Annotated in this window: 20 protein-coding genes and 2 pseudogenes; 10 read left to right on the top strand and 12 right to left on the bottom strand. The window is 70.3% G+C overall.

The features are described 5' to 3' along the window. Positions 1 to 100: 100 nt before the first annotated feature. The 3 genes from ACIQCJ_RS19275 to ACIQCJ_RS19265 are packed head-to-tail and all read right to left on the bottom strand — an operon-like array spanning position 101 to position 2,098. On the bottom strand, positions 101 to 1,204 hold the full coding sequence (locus tag ACIQCJ_RS19275; RefSeq protein ID WP_402712003.1) for an iron-containing redox enzyme family protein: 1,104 nt from the start codon (positions 1,202 to 1,204) through the stop codon (positions 101 to 103). Further along, complete coding sequence (locus tag ACIQCJ_RS19270; protein ID WP_355345562.1) at positions 1,204 to 1,473, bottom strand: CDGSH iron-sulfur domain-containing protein; 270 nt, start codon at positions 1,471 to 1,473, stop codon at positions 1,204 to 1,206. The genes ACIQCJ_RS19275 and ACIQCJ_RS19270 overlap by 1 nt, the downstream gene beginning before the upstream one ends. Then, positions 1,457 to 2,098, bottom strand: coding sequence for a HemK2/MTQ2 family protein methyltransferase (locus tag ACIQCJ_RS19265; protein ID WP_355345559.1), 642 nt, complete (start codon positions 2,096 to 2,098; stop codon positions 1,457 to 1,459). The genes ACIQCJ_RS19270 and ACIQCJ_RS19265 overlap by 17 nt, the downstream gene beginning before the upstream one ends. Positions 2,099 to 2,310: 212 nt before the next feature. Here ACIQCJ_RS19265 and ACIQCJ_RS19260 point away from each other — a divergent pair, with 212 nt between their 5' ends. The 6 genes from ACIQCJ_RS19260 to ACIQCJ_RS19235 all read left to right on the top strand — a co-directional run bounded on the left by ACIQCJ_RS19260 (position 2,311) and on the right by ACIQCJ_RS19235 (position 8,407). Next, on the top strand, positions 2,311 to 3,621 hold the full coding sequence (locus tag ACIQCJ_RS19260) for a peptide ligase PGM1-related protein (protein ID WP_402712002.1): 1,311 nt from the start codon (positions 2,311 to 2,313) through the stop codon (positions 3,619 to 3,621). A gap of 343 nt (positions 3,622 to 3,964) precedes the next feature. Next, entirely contained in the window at positions 3,965 to 5,218 is a 1,254-nt protein-coding gene (locus ACIQCJ_RS19255) for an ice-binding family protein (protein ID WP_402712001.1), read from the top strand. Positions 5,219 to 5,464: 246 nt separating this feature from the next. Beyond that, on the top strand, positions 5,465 to 6,055 hold the full coding sequence (locus tag ACIQCJ_RS19250) for a DUF5819 family protein (protein ID WP_402712000.1): 591 nt from the start codon (positions 5,465 to 5,467) through the stop codon (positions 6,053 to 6,055). Then, complete coding sequence (locus ACIQCJ_RS19245; protein ID WP_402711999.1) at positions 6,045 to 7,118, top strand: HTTM domain-containing protein; 1,074 nt, start codon at positions 6,045 to 6,047, stop codon at positions 7,116 to 7,118. The genes ACIQCJ_RS19250 and ACIQCJ_RS19245 overlap by 11 nt, the downstream gene beginning before the upstream one ends. Positions 7,119 to 7,265: 147 nt before the next feature. After that, positions 7,266 to 7,565 carry a hypothetical protein gene (locus tag ACIQCJ_RS19240; RefSeq protein ID WP_402711998.1) on the top strand — a complete coding sequence of 100 codons (300 nt, stop codon included), beginning with the start codon at positions 7,266 to 7,268 and terminating at the stop codon, positions 7,563 to 7,565. Between the two features lie 80 nt (positions 7,566 to 7,645). Continuing rightward, positions 7,646 to 8,407, top strand: coding sequence for a nucleotidyltransferase domain-containing protein (locus ACIQCJ_RS19235; protein ID WP_401722332.1), 762 nt, complete (start codon positions 7,646 to 7,648; stop codon positions 8,405 to 8,407). A 269-nt stretch (positions 8,408 to 8,676) separates the two neighbouring features. On the opposite strand, the gene ACIQCJ_RS19230 is transcribed toward ACIQCJ_RS19235, so the two are convergent. Both ACIQCJ_RS19230 and ACIQCJ_RS19225 read right to left on the bottom strand, forming a co-directional pair. Next, positions 8,677 to 9,069 (bottom strand): VOC family protein, encoded by a 393-nt coding sequence (locus ACIQCJ_RS19230; protein ID WP_401853989.1) that lies wholly within the window; start codon positions 9,067 to 9,069, stop codon positions 8,677 to 8,679. Then, positions 9,066 to 9,368 carry an ArsR/SmtB family transcription factor gene (locus ACIQCJ_RS19225; protein ID WP_401722329.1) on the bottom strand — a complete coding sequence of 101 codons (303 nt, stop codon included), beginning with the start codon at positions 9,366 to 9,368 and terminating at the stop codon, positions 9,066 to 9,068. Before ACIQCJ_RS19225 ends, ACIQCJ_RS19230 begins: the two co-directional genes overlap by 4 nt. Positions 9,369 to 9,685: 317 nt before the next feature. Between ACIQCJ_RS19225 and ACIQCJ_RS19220 the strand changes: the two genes are divergently transcribed. The 3 genes from ACIQCJ_RS19220 to ACIQCJ_RS19210 all read left to right on the top strand — a co-directional run bounded on the left by ACIQCJ_RS19220 (position 9,686) and on the right by ACIQCJ_RS19210 (position 12,639). Next, a complete protein-coding gene (locus ACIQCJ_RS19220) occupies positions 9,686 to 10,891 on the top strand; it encodes a S8 family peptidase (protein WP_402711997.1) in 1,206 nt (401 codons plus the stop codon). A gap of 356 nt (positions 10,892 to 11,247) precedes the next feature. Beyond that, positions 11,248 to 11,973, top strand: a complete 726-nt coding sequence (locus tag ACIQCJ_RS19215; protein ID WP_402711996.1) for a dienelactone hydrolase family protein — start codon at positions 11,248 to 11,250, stop codon at positions 11,971 to 11,973. 276 nt (positions 11,974 to 12,249) lie between these two features. After that, the gene (locus ACIQCJ_RS19210; RefSeq protein ID WP_391045309.1) at positions 12,250 to 12,639 is read left to right on the top strand and encodes a PPOX class F420-dependent oxidoreductase; all 390 of its coding nucleotides are present in this window, start codon (positions 12,250 to 12,252) and stop codon (positions 12,637 to 12,639) included. A 414-nt stretch (positions 12,640 to 13,053) separates the two neighbouring features. Here ACIQCJ_RS19210 and ACIQCJ_RS19205 read toward each other — a convergent pair. Further along, a pseudogene (locus ACIQCJ_RS19205) lies at positions 13,054 to 13,323 on the bottom strand (transposase); the annotation flags it as partial. Between ACIQCJ_RS19205 and ACIQCJ_RS19200 the strand changes: the two are divergent. Continuing rightward, positions 13,286 to 13,819, top strand: coding sequence for a hypothetical protein (locus tag ACIQCJ_RS19200; RefSeq protein ID WP_402711995.1), 534 nt, complete (start codon positions 13,286 to 13,288; stop codon positions 13,817 to 13,819). The pseudogene ACIQCJ_RS19205 and the gene ACIQCJ_RS19200 sit on opposite strands and share 38 nt — an antisense overlap. Positions 13,820 to 14,063: 244 nt before the next feature. Here the strand turns inward: ACIQCJ_RS19200 and ACIQCJ_RS19195 are convergent, their stop codons facing one another. The 6 genes and pseudogenes from ACIQCJ_RS19195 to ACIQCJ_RS19170 all read right to left on the bottom strand — a co-directional run. Further along, positions 14,064 to 15,077, bottom strand: coding sequence for an RCC1 domain-containing protein (locus tag ACIQCJ_RS19195; RefSeq protein ID WP_402711994.1), 1,014 nt, complete (start codon positions 15,075 to 15,077; stop codon positions 14,064 to 14,066). 46 nt (positions 15,078 to 15,123) lie between these two features. Next, a complete protein-coding gene (locus ACIQCJ_RS19190; RefSeq protein WP_402711993.1) occupies positions 15,124 to 16,425 on the bottom strand; it encodes a hypothetical protein in 1,302 nt (433 codons plus the stop codon). A gap of 92 nt (positions 16,426 to 16,517) precedes the next feature. Beyond that, positions 16,518 to 17,483 carry a hypothetical protein gene (locus ACIQCJ_RS19185; protein ID WP_402711992.1) on the bottom strand — a complete coding sequence of 322 codons (966 nt, stop codon included), beginning with the start codon at positions 17,481 to 17,483 and terminating at the stop codon, positions 16,518 to 16,520. Next, positions 17,480 to 18,010: a hypothetical protein gene (locus tag ACIQCJ_RS19180; RefSeq protein WP_402711991.1), complete on the bottom strand. Its 531-nt coding sequence runs from the start codon at positions 18,008 to 18,010 to the stop codon at positions 17,480 to 17,482. The genes ACIQCJ_RS19185 and ACIQCJ_RS19180 overlap by 4 nt, the downstream gene beginning before the upstream one ends. 854 nt (positions 18,011 to 18,864) lie before the next feature. Beyond that, on the bottom strand, positions 18,865 to 19,146 hold the full coding sequence (locus ACIQCJ_RS19175) for a hypothetical protein (protein ID WP_402712146.1): 282 nt from the start codon (positions 19,144 to 19,146) through the stop codon (positions 18,865 to 18,867). A 7-nt stretch (positions 19,147 to 19,153) separates the two neighbouring features. Further along, a pseudogene (locus tag ACIQCJ_RS19170) lies at positions 19,154 to 19,371 on the bottom strand (IS5/IS1182 family transposase); the annotation flags it as partial. Positions 19,372 to 19,642 lie beyond the last annotated feature (271 nt).

The following is a 19,642-nucleotide window of genomic DNA, read 5'->3' as shown; positions in this document are numbered from 1 at the left end:
AGAGGCCACCGGCCCGGCGGCGCGCCCCCAAGCCCATGGTGCCGCCACCGGACCGGGCCGGTGGGTCAATTCCTCGGACCCGCGTCGGGCAGGGGAACCGTCAGCCTCCGGTGCGCGGCGACGGCCGGTCCCGTAGCGGCTCCAACGGCGTGCGCAGCGCGCTGCGTCCGTTCCGCCAGGCGTCGAGCAGCGCCGCGCCGAGACGGTCCTCCAGCAGCCCGGTCGCCTCGATGCCGAGGACCACGTCGGCGTCCAACTGCGGCTCCGCGGCCAGCAGAGGAGCGATCACCTCGTGGCGTACGACCTGTTCGTGGACGGCGTCCGCTTCGACGTGCTCGTCGTAGAAGCGCTCCGCGGCAGGGCCCGCGCCGTTGGCGCGCATCGCCTGCGCCAGCCGCCGGGAACCCGGCGACGAGGTGATCTCGACGGCGGCGAAGTGCCCGACGAGCGCGCCGCGGAGCGCGCGGTGCAGGCCGAAGAGCGACATCAGGTTGACCACCGCCAGCGCCTCGGCGGGCGCCGCGTCCAGATAGCGGCCGTACGCGGTGTCCAGGCCGAGGTCCGTCATCAGGTCGGCGAAGAGCCGCGCGTGGATGTCCTCCGCGTGCCCGCCGCCGAACTCGTCGAATTCGACGGCGACCATCGCCGCCTTCGCCCGGCCGTGGAGGCGCGGGATCACCCAGGCGTGGGGATCGGCCTCCTTGAGGTGGTACAGGGACCGCAGGGCCGCGTACTCCCGCAAGTGCTCGAGATGGCCCTCGGGCTGGAGGTAATGACTGACACCGGTGCCGTCGTCTCCCACCGGTTCGACCAGCAGGGCGGCGACGGAGTCCGCCGCGTGCGGGCGGGCCGGCGCGTCCGCGCGCACCTGGCGCAGGAAACGGTCCTCCAGGAAGCCGCGCGTCCGCAGCAGCTCCACGTCCCACTCACGGTCGTCGGCCACACCCGCGAAGCCCTGGTAGTGCAATTCGTACAGCGAATACAGGGCGAGTTGCAGGTCGTCGCCGTACGGATCGGCGGCGGCCACGGCACCGGCGCCGGGCAGCTCTCCCGCGCCGTCGCGCAGCGACGCCACCACGGCGGCCGACAGCGGCCCGCGGGGCGTCGGAAGCGGGGGAGTGGTGGCACGCGACTCGCGGTAGGAGGTCGGGTTCGCGGTCGGCGGGTTCGCGGTCGGGTTCGCGGTCGGGTACGCGGTCGTCATCAGGACTCTCCCTCCGGCCCGGCCGGAGCCGTCCGCTGCGCGCCGCACGCCGGCGGCTCTCCGTCCCCGCCGCCCTTGGACCGGCGGCGGTGGCTGGTGTCGCACCACGGGTGCGTCCGGCTGCGGCGGCAGGTGCACACCGCGACCATGAAGCGGTGCGAGGTCACGGCGACACCGTCGTCGCCGACGACGGTCACCGGCCCCTCGACCAGGACGGGCCCGTCCCGTTCGACCAGGACGCGGCGCGGGCGCTCAGGCGTGTTCGGCACGGATCACCACCAGCTCCTCCTTGTCCTGCTCCCCGTCGATCAGTCCCGCCTGCCGCAGCCACGCCGTTCGTCCGCGCAGTACGGGCCCGAAGGGGATCAGCTCCCGGTCGGTCACCGCCGCGCGCAGCCCGGCCTCCGCCAGGGAGGCCAGCGTCGCCTCGACCCCGCACAGTGCCGAGTGCACCATCAGCAGGACGCCGTGCGGCGCCAGGACGCGCGGCGCGGTCGCGCAGATCCGGTCCACGACCGCCCGCCCGTCGTGCCCCGCGTCCCAGGAGCGGGCCGCGCCCCGTACCGGCGGCTCGGCCGCGGGGGAGGGGACGTAGGGCGGATTGCTGACCACCAGGTCGTACGGGCGGTCGTGCCGTCCCCGCTGCCCCGCGAGGTCGCCGTGCAGCACCCGTACCCGCCGCCCGGCCCTCAGGGCGTTCGCGCGGGCCGAGAGCACGGCCTGCCACGCGATGTCCACGGCGGTCACCCGGGCGCCCAGCCGCGCGGCGCAGATGGCCAGCGCGCCGCTGCCGGTGCACAGATCCAGTACGTGCATCCCGGGCGCCACGGCCTCGCGGCACATGGCCCGCATCAGGAGGTGGGTGTCCTGCTGGGGTTGATAGACACCTGGCATACACAGCACGGTCCACCTCCGACGCATGATGCGATGACTTTGAGTCACCTATTTGTGTGGTCCAGGGCCGACTGCCCCGGATGCGGGGTACCAATCGACGGACGGCGACCCGATAGGGATTCGGACGGTTCCGGAAATTCCGGAACCGGGTTTCCCGCCGCGATCGCGGGCACACACCCTCTATGGCGCCGAAGGACAGTGGCACTCCATCATTGATCGTTCTTGCCAACTTCGCCTCCGCACTCGCTGTCGACCTGCGGGAACACGCCGTGGTCGCCCGGTGGGCCGAGCAGGCCCCGCGGAAGATCTGGCTGACCCGGCCCGGTGACGTACTGCTGACCCCGGTCCCGCTGTCCGAGCCGTTCGCGCGGTACGCGTGCGCCCTGACCGGCGTCCCGAGGGACTCCGTACGGATCGTCACCGTCCGTGACCGACCCGGTGTCGCGATGGCAGACTCCGTGGCCGACACGCCCGGCCTGACCGACGAGCTGCGCGCGCTCGCGGCGGCCCGCCCCGGCACCCGGCTGCTGCCCATCGCCCTGGACGCCTCGACGTTCGCGCTCGCCGCCGCGCTGGGAGTGCCGGTGTCCCCCTGCGGTCGCGGCGGGCCGGCGGTCGGCGCCGAAGCGCTGGCGGTCACGGAGCTGTGCAACACCAAGGCCGGTTTCCGCGCCGTGGCCGAGCGGACCGGGATGCGCGTGCCGTACGGGCGCACCTGCTCGGGGCCGGACCTGCGCGAGACCGTACGCGCGGTGCTCCGCGCGGCCGTTTCCGGGCGCGGTGTCGTGAAACCCGACCGGTCGGCGGGCGGGCACGGGCTGCGGTTCGTCGGCGCCGAGGATCCGCTGGTCGCGGCGGACGGCTTGGGTGTGGACGGACGTGGTGTCGCCGGTTTCGGGCCGGACGGTTTCGCGTCAGAAGGATTCGGGTCGGACAGCCGCTGGACCGTGGAGGAGTACGTCCCCCACACCGTCTCGATCAGCGCCCAGTTCGTGGCCGCGGCCGACGCGCCGCGACCGCTCTTCGACGGTGCCATGCGCACCGAGGACGGCTCTTTCACCGGCTACCGGGCTCCGCTGCGCGGCATCGTGCACCCGACGGTGTGCGACGAACTGCGCGACTGGGGCATGGCCTTCGGCCGCCACCTGATCGCGCACGGCTACCGCGGCCCCTACGACATCGACGCCCTCGTGGCCACCGACGGCACCCTGTACGCCACCGAGTCCAACGTCCGCCGCACCGCGACGACCACCCCGTACGACCTGGTCGTCCGCCTCGCCCGCGGCACCCCCGTCACCTGGACGACGGGCACGGTCCACGCGTCCGGTCCGTACTCCTTCACCGCCGCACTCGACCGCCTCCGTGACCGCGCGCTGGACTACGACCCCGAACGCGGCGACGGCGTCGTCCTCTACGCCGACGCCCCTGCGGACGGCGTGAGTTGGCGGTACGCGATCCTGGCGCGCTCCGCGCGGAGGCTGGACGAGTTGGCGGCGTCCTTGCCGTCCGCGCTCCAGGACTGAACCCCGGAGCGCGTCCGCGCGGGGCCGAACTCCGTTTCGGGCGACCGCGGATGGGCCGGATCGGTCCGCCTGAGCGCGAGCGGCGGGCACCCGCGCTCATCATCGGCCGCTCATGGCGATGATTTCCTCGCGGCGCATTCCGGCGCGACGTGCAATAGCGGGAACGTTTTTCCGGCCTCGCAATTCTGCGATATTCGACCATGCCGGTTGATAAATCAATCCTTCACTCGTATGCGTGCATCGCTTCCGCATCTCTTTCTTTAGTGTGCCTGGCACGGAGTCGGCCGTCCTCAGAACCCGCCTTTCGGGCTTCGCTGCCGTTCCTGTCAGGAGTCACGCCTCTATGACGTCACAGATCCTGCCCGCGCCGAAAGGTCGCACCATTCCCACGTGGGTCGCGGCGGTGGTCGCGCCGCTGATCGCCGCGTCTCTCGTCGCCGCGGTATCGACCCAGGCGGATGCCACCGCCACGGCCGTCCCGCTGGGAACGGCGGACAGTTTCGCCGTACTGGCCGGTCAGACGGTCACCAACACGGGTCCTTCGGTGATCACCGGAGACCTCGGGGTGAGCCCCGGCACCGCCATCACCGGGTTCCCGCCCGGCCTGGTCAACGGGGCCCAGCACTCGGCGGACGCGGTCGCCCTCCAGGCGAAGTCCGACCTGGTCACCGCGTTCAACGACGCCGCAGGACAGGCCACGGACTCGGCGCTGCCCCCGGACGCCGGGGGTTTGTCCCTGGTCCCCGGCGTCTACACCTCCTCGTCCACGCTCGGTCTCACCGGGACGCTGACCCTCGACGCGCAGGGCGATCCCAACGCCGTGTGGGTGTTCCAGGTGGGCTCCGGCCTGACCACCGCGTCCGCGAGCCGCGTTCTCCTGGTCAACGGCGCCTCGCCGTGCAACGTCTTCTGGGAGATCGGCAGTTCGGCCACGATCGGCACCAACTCCACCTTCGTGGGCAACATCCTCGCCCTGACCTCGATCAACGTGACCACGGGCGCGAGCATCGACGGCCGCGCCCTGGCCCGTAACGGCTCGGTGACGCTGGACACCAACCGCATCACGCGGCCGGCGTGCGGCACGGGCACGACGACCGGTGGCACCACCACGGGCGGTACGACGACCGGTGGCACGACCACCGGCGGGACCACGACCGGTGGCACGACGACGGGTGGCACGACCACCGGCGGCACGACCACGGGCGGAACGACGGCGGGAACCACCACGGGCGGGACGACCACGGGTGGGACGACGGCCGGGACGACCACGGGTGGCACGACGACCGGTGGCACCACGACCGGTGGGACGACCACGGGTGGCACGACGACCGGTGGCACGACCACGGGCGGCACCACGACCGGCGGCACCACGACGGGTGGTACGACGACCGGCGGGGCCACCACCGGCGGTTCGACCGGCGGCACGGGTCACTACCCGGGCAAGCACTGCAAGCCGAAGAAGCCGGTGAAGCACTGCCCGCCCAAGAAGCCCGTGAAGCACTGCCCGCCGAAGAAGAAGCCGGGCAAGCCCGGCGGTTGGTCCGACAACCAGGGCTACGGCGCACAACCCGCTTCCCAGGCGGGTCACCAGCGCTGACACGCCCGGAGCACGACCCCGCTCGGTGAGCGACCAAGCGGTGCGCGGCGGAATCGACACCGAACCCGCCGCGCGCCGCGGCACCGGGCCGCACAAAAGGCAGCAGCGGAAAGTAGAGGGCAGGCGCAGATGCGGGCAGCAGGGACAGCGGTGCGGGTCGATTCCGACACGTACGTACGGGAATTGCCGGACGAATCACCGGAGTTCTCCGGACAACACCGACTGCCCGTCCCGCTGAGAGCGGGCATGGGGATCGCAATCGCGCTGATCGTGGCCACGGCGTTGACCCATGTGGCCATGGTGTTCCTGCACGTGGCACCGGCCAATCCGATCTCGCAGCGGTTCGGCCGCCAGATCAACGCCTGGATCTACCCGGTCTTCGAGCAGAATTGGCAGTTGTTCGCGCCGGATCCCGAGTCGGTGGACCGGACGGTCTACGCCCGTGTCGCGAGCACCGGCCCCGACGGGACCATGCACGTCACCGCGTGGGTCGACCTGACCGCCGCCGACACGGCGGCGGTCGAGCACGACCCGTTCCCCAGCCACACCCACCAGAACATGCTGCGCCGGGCCTGGTCCTCCTACGTCGACACGCACGGGAGCGACGACGAGCCCCACTCGGACCGCGCGGTCATGACCCAGCGGTACCTGCGCAACATCGCGGTGCAGCGCGTGGGGGCCCGCCGACCCGTCGGCGACGGTCCCGTCCAGTCCGTCCAACTCCGAGTGGTCACCGTGCCCGTCGCCGTCCAGCACGCGCGTCCGGTCGCCACCGCGGCCACGGCCGCCGACACCCGTTTGCTGCCCTGGTGGAAGGTGCCCTCGCATGACCACTGACCAGGTGACGTCCACCGACGACGCGGTGCGGCCGGCGCCCGACGTGCCGCGGCCCACCCCGAACGGGACCGGCCGGGCGTACGCCCTGCTCACGGAGCGACCGGTGTCCCTGTACGCGGCGGCCGTGCTGCGGATCGGATACGGACTGCTCTACCTCGTCTTCCTGCTGCGGGAGTTCTCGCATCGCGACGAGATCTGGGGACCCGGCTCGCCGTGGACTCCCGACCTCGCCCGGCAGCTCTTCGCCCAGAGCGGCTGGGCCAGCATCCTCACGCTGTCCGACAACAAGGTCTACTTCGAGGTCTGTTACGCCTTCGCCGTGATCATCTGCGCGCTCTTCGCGCTGGGTTGGCGGACGCGGGCGGTCTCCGTGCTCTTCGCCGTCGTCGTCGCCTCATTTCACGCCAGGGCGCTCTTCATGACGGACGGCGGCGACAACCTCACCCTGCTGATGTCCGTCTACCTGATGTTCACCGCCTGCGGACGACGCTGGTCCCTGGACGCACGCCGCACTCGGCTTCGCCCCGCCCGCCCGGACACGCGCGCCTTCGTGCAACTCCGTTATATCCGGCGCACGTTGACCACGGTGCTGCACAACTGCGGCATATTCGTCATCGCGGCCCAGGTCTGCTTCCTCTACGGATCCGCCGGCCTCTACAAGGTTCAGGGCGCCTCCTGGGGCAACGGCACCGCCCTGCACGACGTACTCAACCTCCCCCTCTTCCAGCCCTGGCCCGCGCTGTCCCATCTCGCCGACAGCTTTCCGACGGTGCTCGTCATCGCCGGTTACGTGACCGTCCTCGTCCAAGTCGCCTTCCCCTTCGTTCTGTTCGGCCGCCTCAAATACCCCGTCCTCGTCGTCCTGATCGGCATGCACACCGGCATCGCCCTCTTCCTCGGCCTTCCGCTCTTCTCCGCGGCGATGATCATCGCCGACACCGCCTTCCTCCCCGACCGCCTCTACCTCTCCCTCTCCGCCCACCTCCGCCGATTCCGCCGCCCCACCCCCGCGCCACCGGACCCCACCGACGCGCCCCCCATCCCCGCCCAACCCGCGCTCTAGGCTGTGTCGCCAGCGGAAGCCGGTGAGCCGGGCGCCCCCTGACCTCTCGACGTCGAGCACGCCGCCTCCCGCCGACCGCGTGGTGTCCATCTCGCCGCGTAAACTGTCGGCTCCGACGGTTTCCCGTTCGACCCGAAGGACTCAGCCGTGGCCGACCGGCCCGAGATTGTCTGCATCTGCGGCTCTACCCGGTTCGTGGCCGAGATGCGCGCGGCGAACCGTGACCTGACCTTCGCCGGTGTCATCGTCGTCGCGCCGGGCGAGGCGGACGCGCCGATCACCACCGAGCAGAAGACCGCACTGGACGCCCTCCACCTGCGCAAGATCGACCTGGCCGACCGCGTTCTGATCGTCAACCCCGGCGGCTACGTCGGCGAGTCCACGACCCGGGAGATCGCCTACGCCCAAGCCACCGGCAAACCGATCTCGTTCACCGATCCCGTCTGACCACTACTACTCCAGCCCCGTAGATCGTCAGCATGCGGAACCTGCGGCGCAGTGCGTGCACGTGTGCGAGGATCTCGGCTATGGCGGCGACTGAAACGGATCTCGTTCTCAACCGGTTCGTCTCCGAGATACAGCTGGCGGTGCCGATGGTGGCCGTCTGGGCACACGGTTCACTCGCGCTTGGCGACTTCCAGCCGGGACGCAGCGATCTTGATCTCATCGCGATCGTCGAACGCCCTCTGGACGGCGAGCACAGGGACCGGCTGGCGAGCATTCACCAGCGCCTGCTGGACGAAGAGCCAGCCGCGGCCAAGTTGCACTGCTCATACATGGTCACAACATCGCTCTCCGAGGTCGAGACGCACCATGTCACCTGGGCACACAGCATGATCCTGGAACGCCCAGTGACACCGGTCACCCGCCGAGAACTGCTCGACGGCGGGCTCACCCTCCATGGTCCGTCGCCGACGGAACTGCTCCCGCCGCTCACGTGCGGGCAGTTGGAGGACTTCATCCGGCGCGACCTGGGACAGTTCTGGCTTCCGGCCACAGGCAAGCCCCTACTTTGGCTCCGGGACGTCTGGGTGGATCTGGGCCTGCTGGTCCTGGCCCGAGCCACCGTCACGCTACGCGACGGACGGCTGATCACAAAGGGTGAGGCCCTCGCGGAACTGCTGGAACTGGGTGCCCCGGCAGATGTGGTTCGAGACATCCATGAGCGCCGGTACGCAGATCCCAAGCCGATCAGCCCTTTGCGGCGAATCCGCCGAGCGATGCGGGCCCGCGCCTTCGTGCGGCGTGGTATCAAGCGCACTCTGGCCATGGGCGGAAGCCCCGAGTAGGCGTCGCCCAGCGTGGATACGTCATGACGGGCCGCCGGATGCACCTTCGGCTGATCGGATGAGTAGCAGGCCAGGTGGCGACCGGGACGTTCAAGGTCGTGAGCGTCTACGACGGCACCACCGACCTGTCCCGCTCCTGGCCGCACTACAACGAATGGAAACGCTTCGGCGTCGCGGGCGACTCAGGACTCGACGTACTGCTCTGCCTGTCCATGAACTACCCCGACGACGCCGGATACGCGACGCAGGCGGGTGCGCGGGGCGGACGGCTACTGGGGCTGGGTCGCGATCTGGATGAGGTTGCCGCAGGTGTCGTCGAAGACGGCGGTGGTCACGGGGCCCATTTCCAGGGGCTCCTGAGTGAAACGGACGCCGAGCCCGGACAGGCGCTCGTACTCCGCCTTCACGTCGCTGACGGCGAACTGGGCGAGCGGGATGCCATCCTCGAAGAGCGCGTCGCGGTAGGGCGTGACGGCCGGGTGGCCGGCGGGCTCCAGGAGGAGCTCGGCACCGCCGGGCTCGTCGGGTGAGACGACGGTCAGCCACCGGTCCTTCTCGCCCACCGGCACGTCGTACTTCTTCACGAAGCCGAGGACGTCCGTGTAGAAGGCCAGGGCCTTGGCCTGGTCGTCGACGAACACACTGGTCAGATGGATCCTCATGGGGTGCTCTCCCTTGGTTCGGACGTGCCGCGGACAGGCCAGCGCTCGGTGATCTGCCGCAGTGGGTCGGTGTTCAGGTCGTGGAACTTGTAGCGTCCCTCCCGCCGGGTCTCGACGAGCCCGGCCGCCTCCAGCACGGCGAGGTGCTGCGAGACCCCCTGACGCGAGAGCCCGAGCCGATGCTTCATCGCCAGCCGCGAGCAGATCTCGAACAGCGTCTGTCCTGACTTCTCTGCGAGCTCGTCGAGGATCGTCCTGCGGGTGGGGTCGGCCAAGGCTTTGAACAGGTCATCGGCCACGCTCCCATGATAGGCAAGTCCCCACTTGCCTATCAAGCCGAGGCACACGGCGGAACCGTCGATGACCAGGCGGTGGTCACGGACCCGACGGCGGCGTGAACCTCGCCGACGGGCCCGGCCGAGGGTTTGAACCTCGCCAAGACGTCCGCTCGGAGCTGTTCCGGCAATCGCCGGTAGTCCGCCGGGCGGTCCGGCTGCGGAGCGAGCGTCTGCGCGCTGACCCCGAGGTATCGGGTCAGAAGTCTCAGGAGCAAGTCGCGCGAATCGCCGGGAGGTGTCCTTGGGAGGGATCGTTTCCGCGTGATCACCTGAGCCGAGTGAACACTCGTAGCAACATCGCTCTCGCCGGTGCCGTCGTGCTCGCCCTTACCGGGCCTCTCGTCGCCGGTACGCCCTCTGCTTCCGCCTCCGCTTCGGCCTCGGGGCCCGCACCGCTGGTACGCGCGGCGGACCGGGTGCCGGGCGAGTACATCGTCACCCTCGACAAGAGAATCGACCCCGCCGGAACGGCGGCGAAGCTGGGTCTGAAGCCGGCCTTCTTCTACAACACGGTCCTCAACGGCTTCGCTGTCCGCCTCACTCCCCAGCAGTTGACGCTCGTCCGCGGCAGCCTCGGGGTGGAGGCGGTGGAGGAGGACGGGAAGGTCGCTGTTCCCGACCCGGCGACCGCGTCCACCCCGGCGGTACGCCTGGGCCCGGCGGCCTCGTCCTGGGGCCTGGACCGGATCGACCAGCGCGATCTGCCGCTCGACGGGAAGTTCATCACCACCGGCAACGGCGCCGGAGTGACCGCCTACATCCTCGACACCGGCATCGACTACGGCCACTCCGAGTTCGGCGGGCGCGCCACGTTCGGCTTCGACGCGGTCGCGGACGGCAGGGACGGAGCCGACTGCAACGGCCACGGCACGCATGTCGCGGGAACGGTCGGCGGCAAGACCTACGGCGTCGCCACCAAGGCGAGTCTGGTCAGTGTCCGAGTCCTGGACTGCCGGGGCAACGGCGACGACTCCGCGGTGATCGCGGGCCTGGACTGGGTCGCCAGGCACGCCGTGCAGCCCGCCGTCCTCAACGCCTCCATCGGCGGCGAGAAGTCCCCGGCGCTCAACACCGCCACAACCGCCCTCTCCGACGCGGGCGTCCTGCCGGTCCTCGCGGCGGGCAACGACGCGAAGGACGCCTGCGAGCAATCCCCCGCCTCCGCGCAGCGGGTGGTGACGGTCGCGGCGAGCAACAGGTCCGACGAACAGAGCACGTTCTCCAACTGGGGCCCATGCGTCAATCTCTACGCCCCCGGAGAAGGCATCCTCTCAGCCAAACTCGGCGGCGGCTCCGCCTCCCGGAACGGCACCTCGATGGCCGCACCGCACGCCACCGGAGTCGCCGTCCTCTACAAGCAGGAACATCCCGCGGCCGACCCCGCCGAGACCGCCGAATTCCTGGAGACCACGGCCACCCGGAACGTCCTGACCAAGCTCAACCCGACGTCCCCCAACGCACTTCTGTTCACCGACGGACTCTAGCCCGGACCAGCCGTCGGCATCGTGACAGGCGGATCGCGCCACCCGGCCGTCAACCGTGCCCCCGCCCATGTGGTGGCCGACCGGGATACGACGGCCGGTGGACTGGCGGCATCCGCCACCGGCGCCCGGCGCCCCTCCACGGCTGCGGCAGCCCCGCCATCGTCCGCCTCGCCGCACCCTCACCGGGCGACGCCAAACGACCCGCTCGGCTTGTCCGTCATCTACCAGGACCTGCCAGGTCTACCGATGACTTGGGAACTCGGGCCGGGCGGGCGCGAGGTGTGCGCGGATGTTTCTGTTCCGCCGGCGGAGAACAGCGCCCCGACCGGGCTCGACGGCCACTACGGTCCAACCGTATGACGACGGTTACCACGCGTACGGTCGAGTACCCGGCTGACGGTTTGACGATGGTCGGGCACCTCGCGCTTCCGGCCGGTACCGACCGCCGGCCCGCGGTGCTGCTCGGGCCTGAGGGCATGGGGCTCAGTGACGTCGAGCGCCGCCGGGCGGATGCTCTCGCCGAGCTGGGATACGTAGCGCTGGCCTTCGACCTGCACGGCGGGCGCTATCTGGGGGACCCCGAGGAGATGCTGGCCCGTTGCCTGCCGCTGCTCGCCGACCCGGACCGGATGCGGGGGATCGGCTACGCGGCGCTGGACGTGCTGCGCGCCGAACCGCGCACCGACCCCGACCGGATCGCCGCCATCGGTTACGGCACCGGCGGCGCCATCGGGCTGGAACTCGGGCGCGACGGCGCCCACCTGCGCGCGATCGGCACCGTCAACGCGACGACCACCGGCCGGCCGGGCGAGGCAGCGCGCATCCGCTGCCCGGTGTGGGCGGGCGTCGGGTCGGAAGACCCGATCATGCCTCCCGCGCAACGCAACGCGTTCACCGCCGAGATGCAGGCCGCCGGCGTCGACTGGCGCCTCGTGGTCTACGGCGGCGCCCTCCACGCCTTCCACCACCCGCCGGTCGACCACCCCATGGTCCCCGGCGTCGGCCACCACCCACAGCACGCACAACGCGCCTGGCGCGACGTCATCGACCTGCTCACCGAGTGCCTGCCCGTAACGGAGTGATCCGGCCGGCAACCGCCCTTCCGGGCCGCGAACCAGGCCGGTAGATCGCCACCGGCTCTGGCGGCTCCGGTTTGCAGGACATCACCGCAGCTCGGATTCGCTACGAAGACACCAACTCCACAAATCCACTCCGCCGTTGGACGGAGGCAGCACGTCACCACCGCGCGGCCGACGATCGCCCAACTCCGTTCTCGCACCCACGACCTGGTCTTCTGCTCAAGCGCATGCCGGGCACGCAGAGGGAGGCTCCATCAAGCCGTGACGTACCCTTCCGCCATGACAGATGGTCAAACGGACCTTGAGCGGCTGGCATCGGGCAAGTACGTCCGGGTCACTACCTTCCGTCGGGACGGCACAGAGGTTCCGACCCCGGTGTGGGTGATCCGGGATGGTGACGCCCTCGGTATCTGGACGGTCGCCGACTCCGGGAAGGTCAAGAGGATCCGCAACCGCGCCGACGTCCTGGTGTCCGCCTGCGACATTCGCGGCAACCCCTCGGGCGAGCCCGTCCCAGGACGGGCGGACATCCTCACCGGCGAGCAGACCCAGCACTACCGCCGTCTGCTGGCCCGCAAGTACGGGTTGACCGGAAGACTCACCCTGCTGGGCAGCCGCCTGCGCCGCGGCCTGGACGGCACCGTCGGCATCCGGATCACCCTCGCCTGACCGTGCGGCAGCGTCCCCGCCCGCCAACGCGATCCCGACGTCGCCGAGGCGGTCGGCGGAGGAGCTGGGGCCGGGTGGTGTCGCGATCCGGCGTGGGGATCGGTGGGGGTGCATGGATGCTGAGGACCCGAAATCTGCTTCAGCCGGTGGCTCGGTCTTCGTCCTGCCGACCGCAGAGACCAGGTGACCGCACGTCCGCACAGTGAGGCCCGGCTCCGCAACCGGCGGGTGCGCGTAGGTATGCATCGTCTCGTTGAACTCCCTGTGCCGGGAGAGCGCCTGCACGGCCTCGGGGTTCAGGCCAGAGTCAAGGAGCCATGTGGTGGAGAAGTGCTTCAGGCGGTAGGACCGGGTTCTCTTCGGCAGCCCGGCTAGCTTTACCGCTAGGCCGTTTCGTTTGGATCGGCTGGCAGGCCAGAGGAAGATCCCCGCGATGTGCAGTCCAGCCAGGTAGATGGTCCCTGTCCTGTCGTCACGGGCGGCCATGCCCCGTCACTGCTTCAAGCGGTTGATGCAGCCTTCAACGGTGTCGCGCTGTTTGTACGCCTCGCGGTCAAAGGCTGGTGGCCTTCCGCGTCGCAGGTGGTGGTCTCGTTGATCGGCCGGAACGGGGATAACCGCCCGAATGCCACGCTCGCGCAGGTGCTTGCGGATCGCGCGGGAGGAGTACGCCTTATGGGCCAGGCCACGTCCGGATGGGGACGGTGATCCGACCGCGTTCACCGCGGCCTCCGGCGGCGGGTGGAAGCCCGAACCGGGCGCGGAGGACCTGACGCTGAGCGGCTCCCTGCTCACCGGCACCTTCACCCTGAAGGACGCCGAAGGCACGACCACCACGTTCGCGAAGGTCGACCCCTCGGCCACGACGTGGCGGGTCACCTCGACGTTCCTGCCGACCACCAACTCCACCTCCCAGGTCGTCTCGGAGAAGATCCCGGTCGGCAATACGTTCCTGGCCCGCCCCAAGTACGCCATCGCACCCACGTCCGCCGTCACGCAGGCCACCTGCTCCACCACGTCCGCGACCAAGTGCTGCCGCGTACTGGAATACGTCTACGCCAACGCCACCACCGCAGGTGGGCTGGGTGCCTTCTTGCTTGACCAAGCCGGGGTTGACGCCGAGCTAGAAGCTGCCGGGCAGCGGCTTGCCGTCCTTGCAGGCCAGGACGTCCAGCGCTGAGGGGCCGTCGGCGGCGTAGACGACGCAGTCGGACAGGACCGCGACCGGGTACTGGCCGGTGGACGCGGCGTGCTTGATGATTCGAGCCGCGCGGTGTTCTGCCCAGCCCGGTAGCGGTAGTTGGGGAGATCCTGAGCGGGGTTGCGTGGCGGAGTGAGGCATGTGAACCGGCTGCCGCGTGGCCTTTGGCGAGCGGCAGCCGGTCTACGTCGGGGGCCTGTTGCGCGATCGGCGTTTCAGGTGGTCATGGCTGGGCGGGCGGGTCGCCGCGCAGGGCGAGGGAGTGGTAGCCGCCCGCTGCGATGGCCTGCACTTTGGTGGCGGCGTCGGTGGTGAGTGCGGTGAGGGCCGTGGTGTTGGCTTTCCATTCAATGGCCTGGCCGTTGTCGCGCAGGGCGACGATGCGGTCGTATCCGGCTGCCACCGCGACGACCCGGGTCTGGGCGGTAGTCGGCACCCACTGGTTGGTCATCGCGGTGCCCCAGGCGTAGACGCGACCGCCTACGACTGCGACGGAGAAGTCCTTGCCGGCGGCGATGGCCGTGGCCGTGCCGTTCTTGACCGGGGTGACGACGTCCGTCTGCTTCTTGCGGTTGTCGCCCCACGCGATGACTTTGCCGTCGTCGGTGAGGGCGAGAGCGTGGTAGGCGCCGGCGGCGATCGCGGTGATGCCGGTGTGGGTTCCCTCGGGGGTCTGGGTCTGGCCGTAGCGGTTGTCGCCCCAGGCCAGGACTTGGCCGTGCTTCAGGGCGAGCGAGAAGAACTGGCCTGCCGCGACGGCGTCGACGCCGGTCTGCGCGGCGGCGGGGACGGCTGTGGAGCCGTAGCGGTCGCTGCCCCAGGCGATGACCTGGCCGTTTTTGACGGCGAGGGAATGGAGATAGCCGCCGGAGACGGCGGTGACGTCGGAGTGGAGCGCGGCCGGGACGTCTGTCTGGTGGTAGAGGTTGCTGCCCCAGGCGGTGACGGCGCCGTCCTTGACGGCCAGCGAGTGGAAGGCGCCGGCGGCGATGGCGCTCGCCCCCCGCAGCGCGGCGCCGGGGATGGCGGTCTGGCCGTAGGTGTTGTCGCCCCAGGCGAGTGTTGCCCAGTCGGTTGCGGCGCGCTGGGCGGGAGCCGGCGTCACGACGGCGGGGGCGGTCCCCGGGGTGGCGGAGGCCGGCTGGGTGAGGGCCGGCAGGGGGCTGACGGCGGCCAGGGCGATCAGTACGGCCGCGGGTCTCCAGTGGCGTCGGCCTGCTTCACGGCGGGTCGGCATGGGGCGGTTTCCCTTTCCCTGGGAACTCGGGGAGGTGGTGGTCACGTCAGCCACGGTCGGCTCCGGCTGCCGGCGCGCCCGCGTCGACGGGGGTTTCGGCAGAGGGACGGTTGGAGCGGCAGCGTGCCTGCTCACCGGAGGTGAGGGGACCGGTGCGCTGGTAGACGCGGTCGGCGAGCTGGGTGGAGGGGTGGTCGACGACCGTGTAGAGGCGCCAGTCGAGGTTCGGGTCGGCGGGTGTGGGATTGGAGGTGTACCAGCCTTCGGTGCGCTGGCGTCCGCTCTGGGTTTCGATCCAGGAGACCTCGCCGGGGCTGATGACCTCACGGACCGTCCGGTCGGCCGCCGGGGCCCATGCGGGGGTGGTGCCGGTGCCGGTGGTGAACTGGCCGTTCATGTTCGAGCGTGCAGCCGACCCGGGGGCCGGGGGCAGTCCGGCGGCGGCGGGCAGGTCGCTGATGGTGCGTGAGGAGATCCGCAGCGGCCGTTCTCGGGTGATGGTCGCGCGGGTGCAGTTGATGTATCCCTCCTCGGCCTGCCTGGCGGGCTCGTAGTACGCGAAGGAGTAGTCGGACTCGGCCGTGAACGTGCAGCGGCTGGCGGCGGTGTTGCACTCGGTGACGGCCTCGGTGACGGTCCGCTTGTCGTTGCCCCTGAACGCCAGCGAGGGCGGCAGTTCGTTGTTGCGGATGGTCTTGTCCAGTGGGGGCGGAACCTGGACCGCCGTGATGTTGGTGATCATCGGTCCGCACTGTCCGCCGTTGGTGCCGGTGCCGGCCGCGCCGCCGTTGGGTTTGACCGGGACCGTGGAGGCGAAGGTGAGCAGCGGCTCGTAGGCGTTGGCGGTGAAGGTGTAAGTGCGCCCGGTGCGCCAGACACCTGCGCCGAAGACATTCCATTCCTTGTCCGGGTCGGGCTCGGTCAGCTCGTCCTGAACGGCGCCGCCCTCACCTTGGACGGTGTAGGTCTGCCCCTGTTCCACCGTGCGGGGGGCACACTGCATCGCGATGCCGGGGCTGTCGTCGAAGGTGACCGTGACCCGTGCGCCCGGCCGCACACCGCGCAGACGCTGCTTGAACTCGTAGGACGAGCCGTTCTGGGGCAGCATCGCCGCGGCCTTCCCCCCGGGGTGGCCCGTGACGGTGCCCGCGTAGCGAAACACTCCGCTGGCGGTTCCGGCACCGTTGTTCGCGGACGTCGAACCCACCGACCATCCCGTGGGCGTGAGGGTGTCGCCGTTTCCGCTGATCGCCGGAAGCGCCAGGTCGCCGTTGATCACGGCGACCGGCTCGGGCGTGTCCGCCGAGGACGCCTCCGGAAAGGCGACGGCCACCAGGCCGAGACACATGGCCCCGACAGCGGCACGGCGAAGCACGGGGCGGGCTGTGGTCACGAGGGTCCTCTCCGGGGCCGGACCGTGCGGCGGCTTCGTGCGGGCGCTCACGAGGCGACGCCCGCGAGGTGAACGCGGTGCTTGAGCCAGGCGCCCGCGGGCAGCCTTTCGACGGTCAGGCCGGCGTCGGACCCGGCGCGCGCACCGGCACGGCGGGCCGGAACGCTGCGGGTGGGCGGGGGCGTGGTGGTCTCGTCGATGGCGTCCCTGCCGCCGGGCCGCAGCCGCTGGCAGGTGTTGCCGGGCACGGTGTAGGTGTCCGCGACGAAGGTGCTGCGGTTGACGGTGGAAGGACCGTCCACGAAGACGTTGTGCGCCCCGAGGCCGCTTCCGGTGAGGATGCTGCCGGCCACGCGCTGCATCGCAGCGCTCGCGCCGAACATGAGGGCGTCGCCCGGGGCGACGGTGGCCTCGTATGTGGTGGACTCCGTCTGCTGGGTGCTCCAGTTCTTGGAGTACGACAGCTTGAAGGCGCCCTCGAAGGCGGCCCGCAGGCCCGCCGTGCCGGTCAGGGTGCCGCTGCCGTTGGCGGTTCCCTTCGCGGTGGCCTCGGCGCTGGGCCCCTTGGACTGGTCCGGGGTTTTGAAGGTCCCGCCGGCCTCGCCGCCGACGCCGGCGGTCACCGAGCCGGAGGCGTTCAGGCTTCCCTCGATGGTGATCTGCCCGGTGATCTCGCCGCCGAGGTTGTCGGAGCTGGAGACCTGGAGGGAGACCTGACGGCTGACCTTGATCGGCTCCTTGGTGCAGTTGAGGACCGCATTGCCCAGCGATCTGACAGCGGTGACGTACTCCCTGGAGGCGTCGCGGTTGATCTCGAAGCGGCAGGCACCGGCGTGTGCGGCACAGTAGTCGCTGATCTTCTGCGGGGAGTCCAGCGGCTTGTCGCCGTCGAAGGCCTGCGCGACGGGGACGGCGGGGTCGGGGCCGTCGGCCGCTGCGGCGGCCGGGGCGGACAGCGCGATCGCCAGGGCTGCGGCGGCGGCAAGGACTCGGCGGTTCGTCGTGGCGGTCATGGGTTCATCAACTCGCAGACGCGGGTGAGGTCGGCGGGGTCACCGGAGGACGACAGCGCGGGGGGCAGATCGGCTCCGAACGCGGAGCACTCGCCGCTGACCGCGGTCTGTGCGTTGTCTGAAGGAGCGGGGTGGACGCCTTCCAGTTCCTGCTGGGTCTTGGCCATGCCCTCCTTCTGCTCGTGGCCGTCCCCGGCGAGGTTGGTCATGCAGTCCTTCGAGGTGGGCGGGCACTTGGTGGCCTCGCCCTTGGCGGCGGCGATGTCCTCCTTGGCCTGCGCCTCGTCCTTCTCCACCTTGTCGCGCTGCCCGTCCACTTCCTCACGGTCCTTCGTGGACGCGGGGCAGGGCTTCTCCGCGCCGTCCGGGCAGGTCGAGTCGGTGGGGGAAGGCGTCGGATCGTCGGCCGCGCGGACGACAGCGACGGTGGGAGCGTCATGCAGAACTGCCCGGGAGGCGGGGAGGGCGGCAGCGGTGATGGCCACCGCGAGAGCGGCGATGCCGCGGGAGACAGGGATACGCGTCATGTTTCTGGGCACGACCTTTCCAAACACATGTTCATATACGGTGCATGTCGTCATGAACATATGAAAATCAGTACAATCTCAAACCCATCCGTGCCGCAGCCGGAAAACGATCACGCGATCGGCTCTGCGACCCGCCTCCTGAGCCCCGGCCACCGCCGGAACGGGGGCTGTAGACGCGGCCAGTGGACGTGGATTCGCGCGGTGGACGTCGTGGCGGACCCTGCGGAAGGGAGGCGTCGCCCTGACCTGGGGCCCCACGGGAGCGCAGATACTCCGCCAAGCCGTCGGGTCGAACCGTTATACCCGGGTGGAGTTGTCTCGCGCCGCGCAAGCGCGTCCTGGGCGAACCACTTGCGTTTGAGCACGTGTCCGCCGTCAACTGTCGGGACAAAGGAGGCGTAGCCGCGCTCGGCTTCGGGCCCGAAGACATCGGCCAGTGCTGCCGCTGCGTGCGCTGCTCACGCCGGTCCGAGCCAGCACAGCGCCTCGGGGAATGAGCCTGCACCAACCGGCTCGTCGGTGGGGACGAAGCAGGCGTCCTCGGGGTGGGCGCGTCGCAGCCGAGCGCCTTACGAGGGCGACGAGCGGCCACGGTGACGGTTACCTCCGATCCCGGGCTCTATCGCTTACTAAGCTCGCGACCTTGACCATGGGTATCGGTGACCCCAGCGAAGCTGTAGCCACGGCCCAGAAAGCGCTCAGCGAAGTCAGCGGGTTGAGGTCCAAACGCGCTCTGACTGACGTGGCGGCGCTGTCCGATGCTGCCCGCCCCTTCGGGCGCAGGCCAGAGGCGGCCGAGCTGAGGCGGAGAATCGCCGATGTCGTCGCGCTATGGCCCGGCGCGAGTCGAAGCATCACGGCACATCCTTCAGGAAGTAGCCAGTACCGCCCACTTGGCAGCTGACGACTCCGAGCCGATCCGGTTCGCCGAAAACGATCTCTGACGGATCCCTGGTGGCATCGTCGTGCGCATCGCCCGGCCGGGGCAGGACGCGGCAGCAGCGCGTGAAGTCGCCGTGGCAAGTTGGCTTGCCGGCCACGACGTCCGCGCGGTCGTGCCCCTGTCCATCGAGAAGCCCCTCGTTGCCGTTGGCCGACCGGTGACCTTCTGGCATGAACTGCCCGAGCACCAGCACGGCACCGCCCGAGGACAGCCCTAAGCTCAACTGCCTGGCGCAGATGGATCAGCGTGGCCACCAGCCGATCGACGAGCATCAGCTAGTGGCGAACTCCGGCACCCTCGGCCCGCTTGCGGATTCCGCCCCGCACAGCATGACGGCGGCCTGCCATGGTGCCGCCAACTCCTCGATCAGACAAGCGAGATGACGCCGGGAGATCCTCGTGAACAGCCGGCGCGCCAGTACCGCCCGATTGACCTTGGGACCCGATGACGGTGGTGCGGCCGGATGCCGCTCGGCCGCGAATCGGAGGCCGAAGCTTGAGCGCTCGGAGTGTGCAGGTTGTACGGTCTCACCCGCACCGGGGGCTTCGACGGGAACCCGTGAAGATGCTGGCTGCGCCAGAACGGGCGTCGGGGACTTGAAAACACCGGTGCCGGACCGTCCTGGTCGGCAGACGGTCGAGCCGAGCGCCGTGCTCGGCCGACGCCGTAGCGCCCAAGCGCCACAGCCC

The sequence above is a fragment of the Streptomyces sp. NPDC093221 genome, assembly GCF_044753885.1.
Classification (GTDB): domain Bacteria; phylum Actinomycetota; class Actinomycetes; order Streptomycetales; family Streptomycetaceae; genus Actinacidiphila.
This window is presented reverse-complemented; position numbering and strand designations above follow the sequence as displayed.